General features: G+C 60.6%; 18 protein-coding genes. 12 read left to right on the top strand and 6 right to left on the bottom strand.

All coding sequences use genetic code 11. From position 1 onward, the window contains the following. Positions 1-10 precede the first annotated feature (10 nt). The 6 genes from AC4PS6_RS09335 (at position 11) to AC4PS6_RS09310 (ending at position 6,966) form a co-directional block, all read left to right on the top strand. The gene (locus tag AC4PS6_RS09335; RefSeq protein WP_020301828.1) at positions 11-1,375 is read left to right on the top strand and encodes an aspartate aminotransferase family protein; all 1,365 of its coding nucleotides are present in this window, start codon (positions 11-13) and stop codon (positions 1,373-1,375) included. 183 nt (positions 1,376-1,558) lie between these two features. Next, positions 1,559-2,653, top strand: coding sequence for a polyamine ABC transporter substrate-binding protein (locus AC4PS6_RS09330; protein WP_019817783.1), 1,095 nt, complete (start codon positions 1,559-1,561; stop codon positions 2,651-2,653). A 211-nt stretch (positions 2,654-2,864) separates the two neighbouring features. Next, the gene (locus AC4PS6_RS09325) at positions 2,865-3,959 is read left to right on the top strand and encodes a polyamine ABC transporter substrate-binding protein (protein WP_014720384.1); all 1,095 of its coding nucleotides are present in this window, start codon (positions 2,865-2,867) and stop codon (positions 3,957-3,959) included. 66 nt (positions 3,960-4,025) lie between these two features. Beyond that, complete coding sequence (locus AC4PS6_RS09320) at positions 4,026-5,168, top strand: ABC transporter ATP-binding protein (protein ID WP_003195240.1); 1,143 nt, start codon at positions 4,026-4,028, stop codon at positions 5,166-5,168. Then, entirely contained in the window at positions 5,165-6,085 is a 921-nt protein-coding gene (locus AC4PS6_RS09315; RefSeq protein ID WP_003195238.1) for an ABC transporter permease subunit, read from the top strand. The genes AC4PS6_RS09320 and AC4PS6_RS09315 overlap by 4 nt, the downstream gene beginning before the upstream one ends. After that, positions 6,082-6,966 (top strand): ABC transporter permease subunit, encoded by an 885-nt coding sequence (locus tag AC4PS6_RS09310; protein WP_492180776.1) that lies wholly within the window; start codon positions 6,082-6,084, stop codon positions 6,964-6,966. The genes AC4PS6_RS09315 and AC4PS6_RS09310 overlap by 4 nt, the downstream gene beginning before the upstream one ends. Before the next feature lie 129 nt (positions 6,967-7,095). On the opposite strand, the gene AC4PS6_RS09305 is transcribed toward AC4PS6_RS09310, so the two are convergent. Then, entirely contained in the window at positions 7,096-7,737 is a 642-nt protein-coding gene (locus AC4PS6_RS09305) for an HD domain-containing protein (RefSeq protein WP_020301829.1), read from the bottom strand. A 248-nt stretch (positions 7,738-7,985) separates the two neighbouring features. On the opposite strand from AC4PS6_RS09305, the gene AC4PS6_RS09300 reads away from it, so the two are divergent. After that, complete coding sequence (locus AC4PS6_RS09300) at positions 7,986-8,951, top strand: GlxA family transcriptional regulator (RefSeq protein WP_014720381.1); 966 nt, start codon at positions 7,986-7,988, stop codon at positions 8,949-8,951. Between the two features lie 119 nt (positions 8,952-9,070). Here the strand turns inward: AC4PS6_RS09300 and AC4PS6_RS09295 are convergent, their stop codons facing one another. Together AC4PS6_RS09295 and AC4PS6_RS09290 are read right to left on the bottom strand one after the other, a co-directional pair. Next, a complete protein-coding gene (locus tag AC4PS6_RS09295; RefSeq protein WP_336826829.1) occupies positions 9,071-11,425 on the bottom strand; it encodes a penicillin acylase family protein in 2,355 nt (784 codons plus the stop codon). 26 nt (positions 11,426-11,451) lie between these two features. After that, positions 11,452-12,027 (bottom strand): DUF6436 domain-containing protein, encoded by a 576-nt coding sequence (locus AC4PS6_RS09290; RefSeq protein ID WP_020301831.1) that lies wholly within the window; start codon positions 12,025-12,027, stop codon positions 11,452-11,454. 98 nt (positions 12,028-12,125) lie between these two features. Between AC4PS6_RS09290 and bipL the strand changes: the two genes are divergently transcribed. Further along, a complete protein-coding gene (bipL, locus tag AC4PS6_RS09285) occupies positions 12,126-13,067 on the top strand; it encodes a phospholipase BipL (RefSeq protein WP_020301832.1) in 942 nt (313 codons plus the stop codon). An 82-nt stretch (positions 13,068-13,149) separates the two neighbouring features. On the opposite strand, the gene AC4PS6_RS09280 is transcribed toward bipL, so the two are convergent. Further along, the gene (locus AC4PS6_RS09280; protein WP_003195224.1) at positions 13,150-13,902 is read right to left on the bottom strand and encodes a DUF2059 domain-containing protein; all 753 of its coding nucleotides are present in this window, start codon (positions 13,900-13,902) and stop codon (positions 13,150-13,152) included. Positions 13,903-14,033: 131 nt separating this feature from the next. Here AC4PS6_RS09280 and AC4PS6_RS09275 point away from each other — a divergent pair, with 131 nt between their 5' ends. Further along, the gene (locus tag AC4PS6_RS09275) at positions 14,034-14,666 is read left to right on the top strand and encodes a 2OG-Fe(II) oxygenase (RefSeq protein ID WP_003195222.1); all 633 of its coding nucleotides are present in this window, start codon (positions 14,034-14,036) and stop codon (positions 14,664-14,666) included. Between the two features lie 2 nt (positions 14,667-14,668). Further along, on the top strand, positions 14,669-15,151 hold the full coding sequence (locus AC4PS6_RS09270; RefSeq protein ID WP_019817777.1) for a 2-thiouracil desulfurase family protein: 483 nt from the start codon (positions 14,669-14,671) through the stop codon (positions 15,149-15,151). Between the two features lie 109 nt (positions 15,152-15,260). Here AC4PS6_RS09270 and AC4PS6_RS09265 read toward each other — a convergent pair whose 3' ends face one another. Next, positions 15,261-15,734, bottom strand: a complete 474-nt coding sequence (locus AC4PS6_RS09265) for a transporter substrate-binding domain-containing protein (protein WP_020301833.1) — start codon at positions 15,732-15,734, stop codon at positions 15,261-15,263. A gap of 134 nt (positions 15,735-15,868) precedes the next feature. Between AC4PS6_RS09265 and AC4PS6_RS09260 the strand changes: the two genes are divergently transcribed. After that, the gene (locus tag AC4PS6_RS09260) at positions 15,869-16,309 is read left to right on the top strand and encodes a DUF4399 domain-containing protein (RefSeq protein WP_014720373.1); all 441 of its coding nucleotides are present in this window, start codon (positions 15,869-15,871) and stop codon (positions 16,307-16,309) included. A 67-nt stretch (positions 16,310-16,376) separates the two neighbouring features. Here the strand turns inward: AC4PS6_RS09260 and serA are convergent, their stop codons facing one another. Next, a complete protein-coding gene (gene serA / locus AC4PS6_RS09255; protein WP_003195214.1) occupies positions 16,377-17,606 on the bottom strand; it encodes a phosphoglycerate dehydrogenase in 1,230 nt (409 codons plus the stop codon). 205 nt (positions 17,607-17,811) lie between these two features. On the opposite strand from serA, the gene AC4PS6_RS09250 reads away from it, so the two are divergent. After that, complete coding sequence (locus tag AC4PS6_RS09250; RefSeq protein ID WP_005792341.1) at positions 17,812-19,206, top strand: FAD-binding oxidoreductase; 1,395 nt, start codon at positions 17,812-17,814, stop codon at positions 19,204-19,206.

Below are 19,206 nucleotides of genomic sequence, written 5' to 3'. Positions count from 1 at the left end.
GGAGATTGGTATGTCCAGCAACAACCCGCAAACCCGTGAATGGCAAGCCTTGAGCAATGATCACCACCTGGCGCCGTTCAGCGACTTCAAGCAATTGAAAGAGAAAGGCCCAAGGATCATCACCAAAGCCCACGGTGTTTACCTGTGGGACAGCGAAGGCAACAAGATCCTCGACGGCATGGCCGGCCTGTGGTGCGTGGCGATCGGTTACGGTCGCGATGAACTGGCCGATGCCGCCGCCAAGCAGATGAAAGAACTGCCGTACTACAACCTGTTCTTCCAGACCGCACACCCACCGGTATTGGAGTTGGCCAAGGTCATTTCCGATGTCGCGCCGGCCGGCATGAACCATGTGTTCTTCACCGGCTCTGGCTCCGAAGGCAACGACACCATGTTGCGCATGGTCCGCCACTACTGGGCGATCAAGGGCCAGCCCAACAAGAAAACCATCATTGCCCGCAAGAATGGCTACCACGGCTCTACCGTGGCCGGCGCCAGCCTGGGCGGCATGACCTATATGCACGAGCAGGGCGATTTGCCGATCCCGGGCATTACCCACATCGCGCAGCCGTACTGGTTTGGCGAAGGCGGCGACATGAGCCCCGAGGAATTCGGTGTGTGGGCCGCCAACCAGTTGGAAGAGAAAATCCTGGAGCTGGGCGTGGACAACGTCGGCGCCTTTATTGCCGAGCCGATCCAGGGCGCCGGTGGCGTGATCGTGCCGCCTGCCACGTACTGGCCGCGCATCAAGGAAATCCTCGCCAAGTACGACATCCTGTTTGTCGCCGACGAAGTAATCTGCGGCTTCGGCCGTACCGGTGAGTGGTTCGGTAGCGATTTCTACGACCTCAAGCCGCACATGATGACCATCGCCAAGGGCCTGACCTCGGGCTACGTGCCCATGGGCGGCCTGATCGTGCGTGACGAAGTGGTGGCGGTGCTCAACGAAGGGGGCGATTTCAACCACGGCTTTACCTACTCCGGTCACCCGGTGGCCGCGGCTGTTGCGCTGGAAAACATCCGCATCCTGCGCGATGAAAAAATCGTTAACCGTGTGCACGACGAAACGGCACCGTATTTGCAGAAACGTCTGAGGGAACTGGGTGATCACCCGCTGGTGGGTGAAGTACGCGGCGTCGGTATGCTCGGTGCGATCGAGCTGGTGCAGGACAAGGCGACGCGCAAGCGTCACGAAGGCAAAGGCGCCGGCATGATCTGCCGAACCTTCTGCTTTGAAAATGGCCTGATCATGCGCGCCGTGGGCGACACCATGATCATTTCGCCGCCACTGGTCATCAGCAAGGCTGAAATCGACGAGCTGGTCACCAAGGCCCGCCATTGCCTGGACCTGACTTTGGCTGCCTTGCAGAGCTAAGTGCTAGGCTCAGTGCGCGGTGCACTGGGCAGTTAAAAATGCAGGGGCTTTGGTTGAAAGCCGGCCCCTGAACTTGCCAGACTGTCGCCCTGTTTTGTTGCCCTTCGGTTGGGCCGTAAAACATACAACGCTTGTGGCCCAAAAAAGAAAAAATTGGAGCATCACCAAATGAAGGCATTAGGTTTGAAGAACGCTGGCAAGACCCTCCTCGCCTTGTCCCTGATGGGTGCAATGGCGGGCGCGGCCCAGGCAGACAATAAAGTGCTGCACGTTTACAACTGGTCCGACTACATTGCACCGGACACCATCGCCAACTTTGAAAAAGAGTCGGGCATCAAAGTGGTGTACGACGTTTTTGACAGCAACGAAACCCTGGAAGCCAAGTTGCTGGCAGGCAAGTCCGGCTACGACATCGTCGTGCCGTCGAACAGCTTCCTCGCCAAGCAGATCAAGGCCGGTGTCTACCAGGAGCTGGACAAGTCCAAGCTGTCCAACTACGGCAACCTGAACAAATCCCTGCTCAAGGCCGTATCGGTCAGCGACCCGGACAACAAGCACGCCTTCCCGTACATGTGGGGCTCGATGGGCATCGGCTACAACCCGGAGAAGGTCAAGGCCGCACTGGGCGTGGACAAGATCGACTCGTGGGACGTACTGATGAAGCCGGAAAACATCGCCAAGCTGAAAAGCTGCGGCGTGAGCTTCCTCGATTCGCCGACCGAAATGCTGCCGGTAGCGCTGCATTACCTGGGCCTGCCGACCGACACTACGAAGAAGGCTGATCTGAAACAGGCCGAAGACCTGTTCATGAAAATCCGTCCTTCGATCGGCTACTTCCACTCCTCCAAGTACATCTCCGACCTGGCCAACGGCAACATCTGCGTGGCTGTGGGCTACTCGGGTGACATCGAACAGGCCAAAACCCGCGCGGCTGAAGCCGGTGGCAAGGTCAAGATCGCCTACGACATTCCCAAGGAAGGTGCTGGCAGCTTCTTCGACATGGTCGCCATTCCCAAGGATGCCGAAAACGTCGAGGCTGCCTACGCATTCATGAACTACCTGCTCAAGCCAGACGTCATGGCCGCGATCACCAACAGTGTGCGTTTCCCGAACGGTAACGAGAAAGCCACTGCCCTGGTCGATAAAGACATCACCAGCGACCCGGGTATTTATCCGTCGGCCGAAGTGCAATCCAAGCTCTACGCCATTGCCGACATGCCAGCGGCAACTCAGCGTGAAATGACCCGTAGCTGGACCAAGATCAAATCGGGCAAGTAAGCCTCAAAACCTGTGGGAGGGGGCTTGCCCCCGATGACGGAGTGTCAGTCGGCGATTCTCTCGGATGGTGCATCGCCATCGGGGGCAAGCCCCCTCCCACAAATTAGATCAAAGAAAGTTTTGCCGGATCGGTTTATCGACGGTAAGTTGCGCGCCGGTTTTGTTGCCGGGCAACAACTTCAAGGCCCCAACTATTCAAGAGGACCTCCACTTGCCAATTTCTTTATTTCGCAAAGCCATGCTGGTGGGTGCAGGTATCACGCTGGCTGCCAGCGTACAGGCCGCACCGACGGTGCATATTTATAACTGGTCGGACTACATCGGCCCCGACACCCTCGCCAACTTCGAAAAGGCCAGTGGTATCAAGCCTGTGTATGACGTGTTTGACTCCAACGAAACCCTGGAAGGCAAGTTGCTCGCCGGGCGCACCGGCTACGACGTGGTGGTGCCGTCCAACCATTTCCTGGGCAAGCAGATCAAGGCCGGGGCATTCCAGAAGCTCGACAAGTCATTGCTGACAAACTACGCCAACCTCGACCCGGTGCTGCTCAAGCGCCTGGAAAAGAACGACCCGGGCAATCAGTACGCGGTGCCGTACCTGTGGGGCACCAATGGCATTGGCTACAACGTCGACAAGGTCAAGGAAGTGCTGGGGGTCGACAAGATCGACTCCTGGGCCGTGTTGTTCGAACCGGAAAACATGAAGAAGTTGGCCACTTGCGGTGTGTCGTTCATGGACTCGGCCGATGAAATGCTGCCCGCAGTACTCAACTACATGGGCCTGGACCCCAACAGCACCAACCCGGCCGACTACAAGAAGGCCGAGGAAAAACTGCTGAAAGTGCGGCCCTACGTGACCTACTTCCATTCCTCCAAATACATTTCGGACCTGGCCAACGGCAACATCTGCGTGGCGGCCGGTTTCTCCGGCGATGTGTTCCAGGCCAAGGCCCGTGCGGCGGAGGCGGGCAAAGGCGTGAACATCGCCTACACGATTCCCAAAGAAGGCGGCAACCTGTGGTTCGACGTGCTGGCGATTCCCAAGGATGCCAGCAACGTCAAGGAAGCCCATGCCTTCATCAACTATTTGCTGCAGCCTGAGGTGATCGCTCAGGTCAGCGATCAAGTCGGTTACGCCAACCCTAACCCAGGGGCGGACAAACTGATGGAGCAATCGATACGCACCGACGCAGCGGTTTACCCACCGCAGGCGGTTCTCGAGCGGACATTCGTCAACTTTGAGCTACCCCCGAAAGTGCAGCGTTTAATGACCCGTAGCTGGACCAAGGTCAAGACGGGCAAGTAAGGCTCAAACTATCCAAGGCTGGCCCGCATTGGGCCGGCTGCACAGTTTTTTTTGGGAGTTTCGTAAATGGCAGTTGCCTCCGGCGCCTATAAGAAAGCCCTCGAGGGCGACCAGACACCGAAAAAGGTGTTGGTCAAAATCGACCGGGTCACGAAGAAGTTCGACGAGACGATTGCCGTGGACGATGTGTCCCTGGAAATCAAGAAAGGCGAGATCTTCGCCTTGCTCGGCGGTTCGGGTTCGGGCAAATCCACCTTGCTGCGCATGCTTGCAGGTTTCGAGCGCCCAACCGAAGGTCGCATCTACCTCGACGGTGTGGACATCACCGACATGCCGCCCTACGAGCGGCCGATCAACATGATGTTCCAGTCCTACGCCTTGTTCCCGCACATGACCGTGGCGCAGAACATCGCCTTCGGCTTGCAACAGGACAAGATCCCCAAGGCTGAAGTCGACGCACGCGTGGCCGAGATGCTCAAGCTGGTGCAGATGAGCCAGTACGCCAAGCGCAAGCCGCACCAATTGTCCGGCGGCCAGCGCCAGCGTGTGGCCTTGGCCCGCTCCCTGGCCAAGCGCCCGAAACTGCTGCTGCTCGATGAGCCGATGGGCGCCCTGGACAAGAAGCTGCGCTCGCAGATGCAACTGGAGTTGGTGGAAATCATCGAGCGCGTCGGCGTGACCTGCGTGATGGTGACCCACGACCAGGAAGAAGCCATGACCATGGCCGAACGCATCGCGATCATGCACCTGGGCTGGATCGCCCAGATCGGCAGCCCCATCGATATCTACGAAACGCCCACCAGCCGCCTGGTGTGCGAGTTCATTGGCAACGTCAACATTTTCGACACCCAAGTGGTGGACGACGCTGAAGGCCACGCGGTGCTCAAGTGCCCGGACCTGGACCGCGACATCTACGTGGGCTACGGCATCGCCACCTCGGTGGAAGACAAGTCGGTGACCTACGCGATTCGCCCGGAAAAGCTGCTGGTGACCACTGAAATGCCGACCTGCGAGCACAACTGGTCCAGCGGCAAGGTGCACGACATCGCCTACCTGGGCGGCCACTCGGTGTTCTACGTGGAGCTGCCGAGCGGCAAGCTGGTGCAGTCTTTCGTTGCCAACGCCGAACGCCGTGGCCAGCGCCCAACCTGGGGTGACCAGGTGTACGTGTGGTGGGAAGACGACAGCGGCGTGGTACTTCGCTCATGAACATGAAGAAATTCAAGCGGCGCTTGGATCGCATCGTGCCCAATGGCAAGCAGGTGGTCATCGGGATTCCTTTCCTCTGGCTGTTCCTGTTTTTCGCACTGCCGTTTTTCATCGTGCTGAAAATCAGCTTTGCCGAAGCCGATGTGGCGATCCCGCCCTATACCGAGATCTATACCTACGTTGAGCAAAAGCTGGAGGTGGTGCTGAACCTGGCCAACTACAGCTTGCTGGCGGGCGACGAGTTGTACATCGCCGCCTACCTGGGCTCGCTGAAGATGGCGTTTTTCAGCACGCTGCTGTGCCTGCTGATCGGCTACCCGATGGCCTACGCCATTGCCACCGCGCGCAAAGAGATGCAGACCGTGCTGGTGCTGCTGATCATGATGCCCACCTGGACCGCGATCCTGATCCGGGTGTATGCGTGGATGGGCATCCTCAGCAACAACGGCCTGCTCAATGGCTTCCTGATGTCCATGGGCTTGATCAACGAGCCGCTGCAGATCCTCAACACCAACATCGCGGTGTACATCGGCGTGGTCTATTCGTACCTGCCGTTCATGATCCTGCCCCTGTACGCCAACCTGGTGAAGCACGACCAGAGCCTGCTGGAAGCCGCTTCGGACCTCGGTTCGAGCACCTTCAACAGCTTCTGGAAAATCACCGTGCCGCTGTCCAAGAACGGCATCATCGCCGGTTGCATGCTGGTGTTTATCCCGGTGGTGGGCGAGTTCGTGATTCCTGAACTGCTCGGCGGCCCGGAAACCCTGATGATCGGTAAGGTGTTGTGGCAAGAGTTCTTCAACAACCGTGACTGGCCGGTGGCGTCTGCCCTGGCGGTGGTGATGCTGGCGATCCTGATCGTGCCGATCATCCTGTTCAACCGCAGCCAAGCCAAAGAGCTGGAGGGCAAGATATGAAGCGCTTTCGTTTCTCCAGCTTCATGCTGGTCGCAGGCCTGTTGTTCATCTACCTGCCAATGTTGATCCTGGTGATCTACTCGTTCAACGAATCCAAGCTGGTGACAGTGTGGGGCGGTTGGTCGATCAAGTGGTACGTGGGCCTGTTGGACAACACCCAGTTGATGGGCTCGGTGGCCCGCTCCCTGGAAATTGCCTGCTACACGGCGGTGGCGGCGGTGGCGTTGGGTACCCTGGCGGCCTTCGTGCTGACGCGCATCAGCCAGTTCAAGGGCCGCACGCTGTTCGGTGGCCTGGTGACGGCACCGTTGGTGATGCCCGAAGTGATCACCGGTCTGTCGCTGTTGCTGCTATTCGTGGCCATGGCGCAGATGATCGGCTGGCCCCAGGAACGTGGCATCGTCACCATCTGGATCGCCCACACCACCTTCTGTGCGGCGTATGTGGCGGTGGTGGTGTCGGCGCGCTTGCGTGAGCTGGACCTGTCGATCGAAGAGGCGGCGATGGACTTGGGCGCACGGCCATGGAAGGTGTTCTTCCTGATCACCATCCCAATGATCGCGCCGTCGCTGGCGGCGGGCGGCATGATGTCGTTCGCGCTATCGCTGGACGACCTGGTACTGGCCAGCTTCGTGTCGGGCCCTGGTTCCACCACCTTGCCGATGGAAGTGTTCTCGGCGGTGCGTCTGGGGGTTAAAACCGAGATCAACGCCGTGGCGAGCCTGATTCTGTTGGCGGTGTCGCTGGTGACCTTCCTGGTGTGGTTCTTCAGCCGTCGGGCCGAAGAGCATCGCAAGAAGGCTATTCAGCAAGCGATTGAAGAAGCCGCAGCGGATGGCTGGCAGCAGCCGGACAAGCGCCGGGCGCCAGCGCCGGTCTGACTGCCGGAGCAGGGTAAAAATGTGGGAGCTGGCTTGCCTGCGATGGCGGTGTATCAGTCACTTATAAGGTGCTGACTCACCGTCATCGCAGGCAAGCCAGCTCCCGCATTTGATTGCATTTCAGGTTGATTACATCGCCCACGGCGACGTGCGGATCACCTGCACAAAATTCATCGGCTTGAACCCCGGCTCCTGGTCCATCAGCACGTCGGTCTTAACATTGCCAAACGTGGTCTGCGGGCGATGGCGCAAGCCGTCGGCGAACGCGCAGATGATGCACTCCTTGAACCCTTCACCCCGTGGATGTGCATGCACCACCGCTTCGCGCTGCGCGCTGCTGAACGCGGCGTAGTCCATGCCCAGCACATCCATCTCCACACCAGCGGTCACCAGCGCTACGGTGGGACGCAAGTGTTTCGGCACGCCCGGCGTGGTGTGCAGTGCGATGGACAACCACACTTGTTCGATATCGTCATCGCTCAACCCATAGGGCTTGAGAAATGCGGCGGCGGCGTTGGCGCCGTCCACTTCGAAGCGCTCGTCGTCACTGCGGTGGCCTTCCACCAGCCCCAGGTCATGGAACATCGCGCCGACGTAGAGCAATTCTGGGTCGTAGGCCAATTGCTTGCGCTCACCGCTCAAGGCGCCGAACAGGAAGACTCGGCGCGAATGGTGGTAGAGCAGGTCCGATTCGACGTCGCGGATGTATTCGGTGGTGGCCCTGGCCAAGGTGCTGTCAGGGATCTGGATACCGGCTATGGTGGTGCTCATGGTGGATCTCCTCTGGAAAGATTCCAGTCTGGTCCCATGACCCTGAAGCGGCTATCGCCACAGGGAGGCGATCCCGGCCAATGTGCCGCCACATCGTGCCAAGCATGTAGGCGATCCCCTGTGGGAGCTGGCTTGCCTGCGATAGCATCACCTCGGTGTACCTGAGGTACCGAGTCGTCTGCATCGCAGGCAAGCCAGCTCCCACAAGGGGGTCGCGTTTATCCAGTTGGAAAAAGGTGTTTGTGACCATGGGCAAAACCGTCGCCATCCTGATCTTCCCGGGTGTCCAGTCGCTGGACGTGACCGGGCCGATGGATGTGTTCTGCGAGGCCAACCGCTTCCTGGCGCCCGAGGATCACTATCGGCTGGAAGTACTCGGCTTTGGCCACGGCGCCATGGCGGCCTCCAACGGTTTGTCACTGCAGGCGCACAAGCACTACAGCGAAGCCCGGCAACCCTATGACCTGTTGCTGGTCGCCGGCGGCCCGCAGTTACCCTTCGAGGATTTCGGCTTCGAGTTTGACGCTTGGCTGCGCGCGGCCGCCGCGAAGGCGCAGCGCTTCGGCTCGATCTGCAATGGCGCCTTCATGCTGGCCCGCGCAGGTCTGCTGGACGGCAAGACCGTCACGACCCATTGGAACGATGCCGCCAGCCTGGCGCGCCTGTGCCCCTCGGCCCAGGTCGAAGCCGACCGTCTCTATGTGCAGGACGGCAAGCTCTACACCTCCGCCGGGGTCACGGCAGGTATCGACCTGTCGTTGTACTTGCTGGCCCAGGATCACGGCCCGGAAGTGGCCCTGAGCGTGGCCAAGCGCCTGGTGGTGTTCACCCAGCGCTCGGGCGGGCAATCGCAGTTCAGCCCGTTCCTCACGCCCCATGCCGAAACCACCTCGGCGGTGGCGCTGGTGCAGCTGTACGTGCTGGCCAACCTGACGGGAGACTTGACCATTGCCGACCTGGCCAAGGCGGCCAATATGAGTGCGCGCAATTTCTCCCGGGTGTTTGCCCGTGAAGCGCGGATTACGCCAGCGGAATTTGTCGAGAGGGCGCGCGTGGATGCAGCGCGGGTGATGCTTGAAAGCAGCCACGCACCGCTTAAGACCGTGGCCTATCAATGCGGCTTTCGCGACGCCCAGCACATGCGCAGTGTGTTCAACCGCCGGCTGGGCGTCACGCCGCAACAGTTCAGGCTTAACTTTGCAGCGCCGGTTTGAGCGTGCGTGATCGTTCCCACGCTCTGCCTGGTAACGCCTCTTGGGACGCTCTGCGTCCCGATTCTAAGGGCGGACGCGGAGCGTCCATGGCTGCATTCCCACGCGGAGCGTGGGAACGATCATCGGGCGGGCAGCAGTTTCAAGGTGCCGCGGGTATTGGCCGTCACTTCCTCCTCACTGAAATGCGCCTGCTCATACCTGCCCTCGATATAGCTCTGCGCCTGGTCGCCATAGTGCGTATCAAAGGGCACACCGCTTTGCCCCACCGGGTTGATGGTGAGGGCGTGGGCCGGGTCGGCGAAGTCGATCAGGCGTCGTGTCGACGGGCCGTAGGTTACCGGCCACGGTGCTGGGCCAATCGGAGAGGTCTGGTTGTTCGGAACCTCATGGCTGCCCGGTGCCGGGAACGGGCCGACGTTGAAGATTTTATCCAGCGGTTTTTGCAGGCCCAGCGGGTGGCCGTGGGTCAGGGTGTGCGCCTTGCCCCACTGCCACTGTGCCGGGTCATCGCCGAACGCAGCCTTGAGATGGGCCAGGCTGTTGTCCCAGGCGAGCTTGACGGTATCGGCCCGATTGCCGTTCCACCAGGGTGAGTCTGCCGACGCGGCCAGGCGTGGCAAGGCGGCGTCGATCACGCGGGTGCCGAGCAGGGTCTTGAACAAGGCATCGCCGAGTTTGGGGTGAAAGGTTGCGTCGCTGAGGTTGAAGAGCAACTGGTTGAACAGCGTGGCATTGGTGGAGTCCAGTGGGTAGTCACCCTTCCAGTTGGCAAGCTGTTCCACCAGTTTGAGTTGCGCCGGGTCCTTGACCACCTCGCGCAGCACCGGCAACAGCGGCGCCAGCAGGCGTGGGCCGTAGGCGGTGGTGGTGCCCAGTTGCAGGGCCTGGCTGTTGGTCACATCCCACTTCACGCTTGTGTCGCTCAACTGCGCGTTCAACTGCTGGCCGCGGTCAGCCAGGTTGTAATAGCCGGGAATCGGCATGCCGGTGGGCGATGCCGGCTGGGCATTGGCGGACACCACATAGCCGCGCGGCGGATTTTCTTCCTGGGGGTTGGCACTGAAGGGGTAGAAACCCAGCTTGTCGGCCTGGGTAGTACTGCCGTCGAGGATGAACGCAGGGTTAACGCCGGCCGGGCGGATCGGCAACTGCGCCGCTGCCCACCAACCGATATCGCCCTTGGCATTGGCCCACACGATGTTCAGGCCCGGTGCCGAGACCTTGGCGGCTGCGGCACGTGCCTTGGCCAGGGTGTCGGCACGGTTGAGCTGGTAGAAACCATCCAGGATCGGGTTTTCACTGTCGAGGAACGCCCACCACATGGCAATCGGTGTGCTGCCGGCGTTCTCACCGAGCACGTCGTTGATGATCGGGCCGTGGGGCGAGCGGCGCAGGGTGAGGGTCACCGGCGCCTGGCCCTTGACCTGGATCTGCTGCTCGCTGCTGCTCATGTCCACCCATTGGCCGTGATACCAGACCTGGTTGGGGTTGTCCGGGTTGACCTTCTCGGCGACCAGGTCGAGGTCGTCGTTCTGGAACATGGTCAGGCTCCAGCCGAAGTCCAGGTTGTGCCCCAGGAACGCCACCGGTACCAGCGCGTTGTGGTAGCCGTACAACTCGAAGCCTGGCGCCGACAGCTGCGCCTCGTACCAGACCGAAGGCACCGAGAAACGGATATGAGGGTCACCCGCCAGCAACGGTTTGCCGCTTTGGGTATGGCTGCCGCTGACGGCCCAGGCATTGCTGCCTTCGAACTGCGGCAGGCCGTTGTCGGCCAGGGCCTGTTCGCTCAGGGCGGCGATGGCGCCAAGGGTCTGCCAATCGCTGGCCGCCAGGTTGAGGGCGCCCTTGGGTTGCCAGTCGAGATCGAAGACGTTCAAGTAGGCGCTGCCCAGTCGGTCGCGCACATAGGTCAGTACCGGCTCGGTGCGAAAGGCTGCGGCAAAGCTGTAGGCCATGTACCCGGCGACGCTGATGCTGTCTTCGGCGGTAAACGGGCGCTTGGCGATGCCCAGCACATCGAACTCCATGGGGCTGGCGTGGCTGTCCTGATACTGGTTGATCCCGTCCAGGTAGGCTTGCAGGGCCTTGGACGAGGCCGAGTCAGGGTCCATGTGCTCCACATAGCTCAAGGCACGCTCGCGAATGCGCAGGCTGCGAAACAGTTTGTCGGTCTCCAGCAGCTTGGGCCCCAGTACCTCGGCCAGTTCGCCACGGGCCAGGCGCCGCATGATCTCCATCTGGAACAACCGGTCCTGGGCATGCACATAGCCCAGGGCGCGGTACAGATCGGCCTCATTCTCGGCGCGGATATGCGGTACGCCACGGTCGTCGTAGCGCACCGTGACCGAACCTTGCAGGTGCGCCAGCGTCACCGTGCCCTGGCGCGTGGGTTGTTTGCTGAAGACGTACCAACCGGCGCCCAGGGCGACCAGCACAATCAGCACCGCAAAAACCTGCAGGACGCGCTTCATGAACATTCCTTACCAAAGTGGACGGGCTACAGATCCTTAGGCCACGAACAATAGCAGCCTACCGCGAGGGTGTGAGTGGCATTCACTTCGCGTCCGGTTCCAAGCGCCTTGAGGATCGGCTCGATAAAGCTGTTGCTGGCGTTGCACGTGAGGCCTTCGCTGTAGGGGCCGAAATACGCCAGCTTGCCGGTGCGATCCCAAATGCCCACGGCCGGGCTGGCGGGGATCTGGTCCGCGCCGGGCAGGGCATCGAGGACTTTCATGTGGCGCAGGTTCTCGGGCAACTGGCCGTGGCTGCCGGGTTTTTGCAGGGCATAGAACTCCACCCCTTGGGGCGCATACTGCTCGATCAACTCGCCCAGGTGCTGCTGGTTACCGACATTGCACGGGCAGGCCGGGTCCCAGAAGTGCACCAGGCGAATCGGGCCCGGGCCACTGAGGGCGGCGGGCAGTTGCAGCGCATCGCCGGAAAATACCGCAGTGTGTTCGCTGAAGGCACGCAGGTAGCGGCCTTGGAACCAGTCATAGGCCGCCCACAGCACCCCGGCGCAGATAACCAGGATCAGGCTGGCGAACAGGGCGTTACGGTAGGGCGGTCGCATTGGATGTATCCTCGCAGGTCGCGTAGCTTGCCATGCTTGTCCTGACAGATGAATATCGCAGCTCGATATTCATCTTCACCGCAAGTCTGGAAGCCTTTATGCCCGTCACCTTTGACCCTGATCATCTGCGCGAAAGCTTGCGCCCCCTGGTGGATGCGCAGCCGCTGTCAGCCGAGGCGAGGGTTTACCAGCGTTTCTACGGGCTCGACCTGGCCGCACGCCAGGTGCCGGCGGTGAGTCGCCTGGGGCGCTTGCAGGTGGATGGGTTCGAGGTGGTGGCCCAGGTCTGGTGGCCGCCAGCACCGGTCGCGACCATGTTCCTGTTCCACGGTTTCTACGATCACATGGGGCTGTATCGCCATGTGGTGGATTGGGCCTTGGACCAGGGCTTCGTGGTGATCGCCTGCGACCTGCCGGGCCATGGCTTGTCCAGCGGCGTGCGCGCCAGCATCGATGACTTTGCGGTGTACCAGAGCGTGGTGCAGGCCTTGTTCGTCGAGGCCAAGGCGCTGCAATTGCCGCAACCCTGGCACCTGTTCGGGCAAAGCACCGGCGGCGCTATCGTGGTGGACCACCTGCTCAACCACGGCGCCCAAAGCCCGGCCCAGGGCAAGACCTTTCTCTTGTCGCCGTTGGTGCGGCCGCGTGCCTGGGGTTGGTCCCAGGTCAGCTATTACCTGCTGCGCCCGTTCGTCAAAGGCATCGCCCGGCGTTTCAGCGATAACTCCAACGACCCTGCGTTCAAGCCGTTCCTGGAAGCCGACCCGCTACAGCCTCGCCAGCTGCCTACCGCCTGGGTGGGGTCGCTGGCGCGCTGGATCAAACGCATCGAAGCCGCACCACGCAGCCCCCGGCGCCCGGTGATCGTGCAGGGTGAGGAAGATATGACGGTGGACTGGCAGCACAATTTGCAGGTGTTGCGAGGTAAGTTCGACCGGCCTGAGGTGTTGATGCTCAAGCGGGGTCGGCATCACTTGGCCAATGAAATTCCGCAGATTCGCGAAGCATATTTTAACTTCCTCACGGATCACCTGAAATAACGCGGTTCAAATGTGGGAGCTGGCTTGCCTGCGATAGCGGTGTCACTGACAGATCGCAATCGCAGGCCAGCTCCCACAGGGTTTACTGCGTCAGGCTTGAGGTGCTTTGGCCGACAGCCAGCCCTGCGCGAATGGCCGCCAGTGCAGCTTGGTAATACGCCTTGCCCTCCGGCGACTCGGCAAAGGTGGCGAACTCTTCCAGCTCAGGGTCGGACAAATCCCGATAGACATACAGCAAGGTATTGTTCAAATCCTTGTCGATCTGCTGCATCAACCGCTCGCGCTGGCCATTCAACATTCCTTGCGCCTGGCCACCGCCGAGCAGGCCGGGGATCATCTGGCTCAAGCTGTCGGCCGCCACGCCTGCAATCGCCAGGCTGACCTCGGCACCGGCCTCGCGGGCGGGCAGGGCCTGGGCCAGGTGGCCGATGATCAGGCTGCGGGTGGCATCGGCTTCGAGTTTGGGCAGGCCCTGTGCGTTTTTCGCCAGTTGATCGCGGCGCGTGGCCAGCAACTCAGCGGCGACGATCTTGCGGCCCAGGGGCGACTGGAAAAACGCCAGGGCAGGTTTCGGGTCGGGCAAGTGCTTGCGCAGTTGCGCCTCGGCACGCTGGTCCATGGCCTGGGCGGCAAAGCGTTTATTGCTGTTGTCCACCAGCGCCTGGTACACCACCGGCGGCAGGCTATTGCGGTAGCGCTGCTGGGCGGCACTGAGGGCGTCATTGAAGTGCGCACGTTGTTCGGCCCAGCCGGCGACCTTGTACAACTGGTCATGGCCGTCTGCCCAGGCGGGCAAAACGCAGAACATCAACACAGAAAAAAACAAACGACGCATAAGGACTCCTGTCAGTCGGCCACTATTGTCCGTGTCGGGCGTAGGATTTGTCGAGAAGTCCTATCGGTCACCTGACTAAAGTGCATTCAGACGCTCAACGGCGCTGTCGGATTTTCAGGCGTATGGATACTATGCGCGCCATGCAAATACCCCTCGATCACCCGCTGCTGCAACGCATCGTCGACGACTTGGCCGAAAAAGGCTGGTCGCAGCAAAATGGCTTCCTGCCCCAGGCTCTGACCCTGGAGCTGGCGGCTGAGTGCCGTAAACGTGCGGCGCAGGGTGAACTGGCGCCCGCAGCGGTAGGGCGTGGGCCGGCCCAGGAGATTCGCGAAGGCATTCGCGGCGACCATATCCAGTGGTTGGAGGAGGGGGACGCGCCTATCTGCGACACCTACATGGGCGTGATGGACGGCCTGCGCCTGGCGATGAATCGCAGCCTGTTCCTGGGCCTGGAAGATTTCGAAAGCCACTTCGCGATGTACCCGCCGGGCGCGTTTTACCTTAAGCATGTAGACCGTTTTCGCGACGATGACCGGCGCATGGTCTCGGCGGTGATCTACTTGAACGACGCCTGGCTGCCCGAGCATGGCGGCCAACTGCGCATGTACCTCAAGGGCGGTGTCGAATACGACGTGGTGCCCACCGGGGGCTGCCTGGTGGTATTCCTGTCGGGCGAGGTGCCTCACGAAGTCCTGCCCGCTACGCGCGAACGCCTGTCCTTGACGGGCTGGTTTCGCCGGCGGGGCAACGAGCCGTTTTAAACATGGAAAAGATTCTGGTCAGCCGCTGCCTGCTCGGGCACAAGGTGCGCTACGACGGCGGGGCCAGCGGCCCATTCGACCCACTGGCAGCGTGGCAAGCTGAAGGCCGCGTGGTTGCCATCTGCCCGGAAGTGGCGGGGGGCTTGCCCACACCGCGCCCGCCGGCCGAAATCCCAGGCGGGCAGGGGATCGACGTGTGGGAAGGCCGCGCCCAGGTGCTGACGGCCGAGGGCGAAGACTTCACCAGCGCCTTTCTCGACGGTGCCCGCCAAGCCTTGGCGCTGGTGCAACGCCATCACATCCGCATCGCCATTCTCAAGGCCAACAGCCCATCCTGCGGCAATCTGTTGACCCATGACGGCACCTTCAGCGGGGTGAAGGTCAGTGGCGAAGGCGTCACGGCGGCGCTGCTCAAACGCCATGGTGTGCAGGTGTTCAGTGAGTTGGAGTTGCCACAGGCGGCGATTGCCCTCACGCAGCTTTAAGAAGTTTAAACAGATCAAGTGTGGGAGCTGGCTTGCCTGCGATAGCGGTGTATCAGCACCTTATGTGTAACTGACAGACCGCTATCGCAGGCAAGCCAGCTCCCACATTTTATTGCGCCTTGAGCCATTTCTGCGACAGCGCCTTCAACCGGCCATCGTCCTTAACCCGCTTCAACGCCCCGTTCAAACTGGTCTTGAACGCCGGGTTGCCCTTCTGGAACGGGATCGCCAATGCCGGCTTCTGGTGGTAAGGCTCACTGAAATCGAAACGATCCTCAAGCTCGGCAGTCATAGCCATATGGTTAATGGCCACGTCGTACTTGCCGGTTTCCACACCGGACAGCAGGTCCGCGTTATCGGTGGTAATAAACGAGGAGCGCACCTCCATCTCCTTGGCCAGCAGTTCACCCAGCTCCACTTCAAAGCCGGCGAGTTTGTCGCCCTCTTTGAAATTGTACGGCGGGGTGTTGGCTTCCAGGGCGATGCGCAGTTCACCGCGATCGTTGACGTCGTCAATCAGTTCGGCATGAGCCAAGGGGCTCAGAAGAGGAAGCAACAGCAACAGGCCAGGCGAAAAGCGCATGGTCACTCCTAAAGAATTCGTACAGGCGAGGCGCCGTTCAGCAACGTTTTGTTATGGTGTCGGGTGCCTTGGACCGCAATTTATCGCGAAGTTGTCATAACCCTACAGATTTCACCGAAAAACTGGAGAAGCGAATGAAAGCCCTTTTGTCCCGTGCAACGATTGCCAGCCTTTTGCTGGGTACCTCGATGTTGGCCAGTGCCGCAGACCTTCCTCGTACACCTGCGCCTGAAGGTGCCGAAGTGTTCATCGTCTCGCCGAAAGATGGCGCCACCGTTGATAAAACCTTCACCGTCAAATTCGGCGTCAAGAAGCTGGACCTGGAACCGATCGACAAACAAGTGCCTAACGCCGGGCACCACCACCTGTTGGTAGACCAGAAGGTGGAGTCGCTCAACGCCAATGAGGCGATCCCGGCCACGCCTACTTCGATTCACTTCGGCAAGGCGCAGACCGAAACCGAGCTGACCCTGACGCCAGGCAAGCACACCCTGCAACTGGTGGCCGGCGACAACGTGCATCGCCAGTTCGAACCCACAGTCGCCTCGAAAGTGATCACCATTAACGTCAAATAAGCGTTATTCGGGCAAAAAAATGGGAGACCCCTGCGGGTCTCCCATTTTTTATCCAGCGCTTGAAGCCTTAGAACAACACGCGGCTACGAATAGTGCCGTTGATGTGCTGCAGCTTCTCTTGCGCCAGGTCCGAGTACTCGGCGTCAACGTCGATCACCACGTAGCCGACCTTCTCGTTGGTCTGCAGGAACTGACCGGAGATGTTGATGCCGTTTTCCGCGAAGACCTTGTTGATCTCCATCATCACGCCAGGGATGTTCTGGTGGATGTGCAGCAGACGGTGCTTGCCCGGGTGAGCCGGCAGGGCCACTTCCGGGAAGTTGACCGACGATACCGAGGTACCGTTGTCGCTGTACTTGACCAGTTTTTCCGAGACTTCCAGGCCGATGTTGGCTTGGGCTTCAGCGGTGGAGCCGCCGATGTGCGGGGTCAGGATCACGTTGTCCAGGCCACGCAGCGGGCTTTCGAAGATGTCATCGTTGGAGCGCGGCTCCACCGGGAACACGTCGATGGCAGCGCCGATCAGGTGCTTGTCCTTGATCGCGTCGGCCAGGGCATCCAGCTCGACCACGGTGCCGCGAGCGGCGTTGATCAGGATCCCGCCTTTCTTGATCGCGCGGATTTCCTTCTCACCGATCATCCACTGGGTCTCGGCCGTTTCCGGAACGTGCAGGGTGACGATGTCGGACATGCCCAGCAGCTCGGTCAGGCTGGCCACTTGGGTGGCGTTGCCCAATGGCAGCTTGGTCAGGGTGTCGTAGAAGAACACCTGCATGCCCAGGCCTTCAGCCAACACCGACAGTTGCGTGCCGATCGAGCCGTAGCCGACGATACCCAGCTTCTTGCCGCGGATTTCGAAGGAGTTGGCCGCGCTCTTGATCCAGCCGCCACGGTGGCAGGAAGCGTTCTTCTCAGGGATACCGCGCAGCAGCAGGATGGCCTCGGCCAGCACCAGCTCCGCCACGGAACGGGTGTTGGAGTACGGTGCGTTGAACACCGCGATGCCGCGCTCGCGCGCTGCATTGAGGTCGACCTGGTTGGTGCCGATGCAGAAACAGCCGACAGCCACGAGTTTCTTGGCGTGGTCGAAGATCTCTTCGGTCAGCTGAGTGCGGGAGCGAATGCCGATAAAGTGCGCGTCGGCGATCTTTTCCTTGAGCTGGGCTTCCGGCAGAGAACTGGTGATGTACTCAATGCTGGTGTACCCGGCGGCTTTCAGAACGTCGACAGCCGATGGGTGGACGCCTTCCAGAAGAAGGAACTTGATCTTGCTCTTATCGAGAGAAGTCTTGCTCATCTGCGTAAACCTGTATCCCGGAGAAAATTGGCAGGGAGTCGAGCAGCGCAAGCTGACCCGGACGGCAGGAAAGCCGTCACCGCAGAAACGCCCTTTGGGTCTGTCCTGCGGGGGCGGTATGCTAGCATACGCACCCCGCTAAACACCTATTCCTGCGACGTGAAGCGTTCTCAGGATGACCATGAATTGTTCGAGAGTTCTGTCGATGACCCATCCTGCCCTGATTGATGAGCTAAAGACCCTGGTTGAGCCCGGCAAAGTGCTGACCGACGCCGACTCCCTGGAGGCTTACGGCAAGGATTGGACCAAGCACTTCGCTCCCGCACCTAGCGCCATCGTGTTCCCCAAGACCACCGAGCAGGTACAGGCCATCGTGCGGTGGGCCAATGAGCACAAGGTGGCGCTGGTGCCCTCGGGCGGGCGCACCGGTCTGTCGGCTGCTGCCGTTGCCGCCAATGGCGAAGTGGTGGTGTCGTTCGACTATATGAACCAGATCCTCGACGTGAACCTCACCGACCGCACCGCCGTGTGCCAGCCGGGTGTGGTGACCAAGCAACTGCAGAACGTCGCTGAAGAAAACGGCCTGTATTATCCGGTGGACTTCGCCTCGTCCGGTTCCAGCCAGATTGGCGGCAATATCGGCACCAATGCCGGCGGGATCAAAGTAATTCGCTACGGTATGACCCGCAACTGGGTGGCCGGCATGAAGGTCGTCACCGGCAAAGGCGATGTGCTGGAGCTGAACCGCGACCTGATCAAAAACGCCACCGGCTACGACATGCGCCAGCTGTTTATCGGCGCCGAAGGCACCCTGGGCTTTGTGGTCGAAGCCACCATGCGCCTGGACCGCGCGCCAAAGAACCTCACGGCAATGGTGCTCGGCACGACTGATTTCGACTCGATCATGCCGGTGCTGCACGCCTTCCAGAGCAAACTGGACCTGACCGCCTTCGAATTCTTCTCGGACAAAGCCCTGGCCAAAGTCCTTGGTCGTGGCGACGTGCCGGCGCCGTTCGAAACCGAGTGCCCGTTCTACGCCCTGCTGGAATTCGAAGCCACCACCGAAGAAGTCGCCAACCACGCCCTGGAAACGTTCGAACATTGCGTGGAGCAGGGCTGGGTGCTGGATGGCGTGATGAGCCAGAGCGAAACCCAGCTGCACAACCTGTGGAAACTGCGCGAGTACATCTCCGAAACCATTTCCCACTGGACGCCGTACAAGAACGACATCTCGGTGACCGTGTCGAAAGTGCCAGCGTTCCTGAGCGAAATTGACGCGATCGTCGGTGAACACTACCCGGACTTCGAAATCGTCTGGTTCGGCCATATCGGTGACGGCAACCTGCACCTGAACATCCTCAAGCCGGAAAACCTGAGCAAGGATGAGTTTTTCGCCAAGTGCGCCACCGTTAACAAGTGGGTATTCGAGACCGTCGCCAAGTACAACGGCTCGATCTCCGCCGAGCACGGCGTGGGCATGACCAAGCGCGATTACCTGACCTACAGCCGTTCACCGGTTGAAATCGAATACATGAAGGCCGTCAAAGCTGTGTTCGACCCTAACGGGATCATGAACCCCGGCAAGATCTTCGCTGTTTAA

The organism is Pseudomonas sp. DW-iso17 (genome assembly GCF_058725345.1).
The sequence above is the reverse complement of the archived record's forward strand: the minus strand, read 5'-3'. Positions and strand labels throughout refer to the sequence as shown.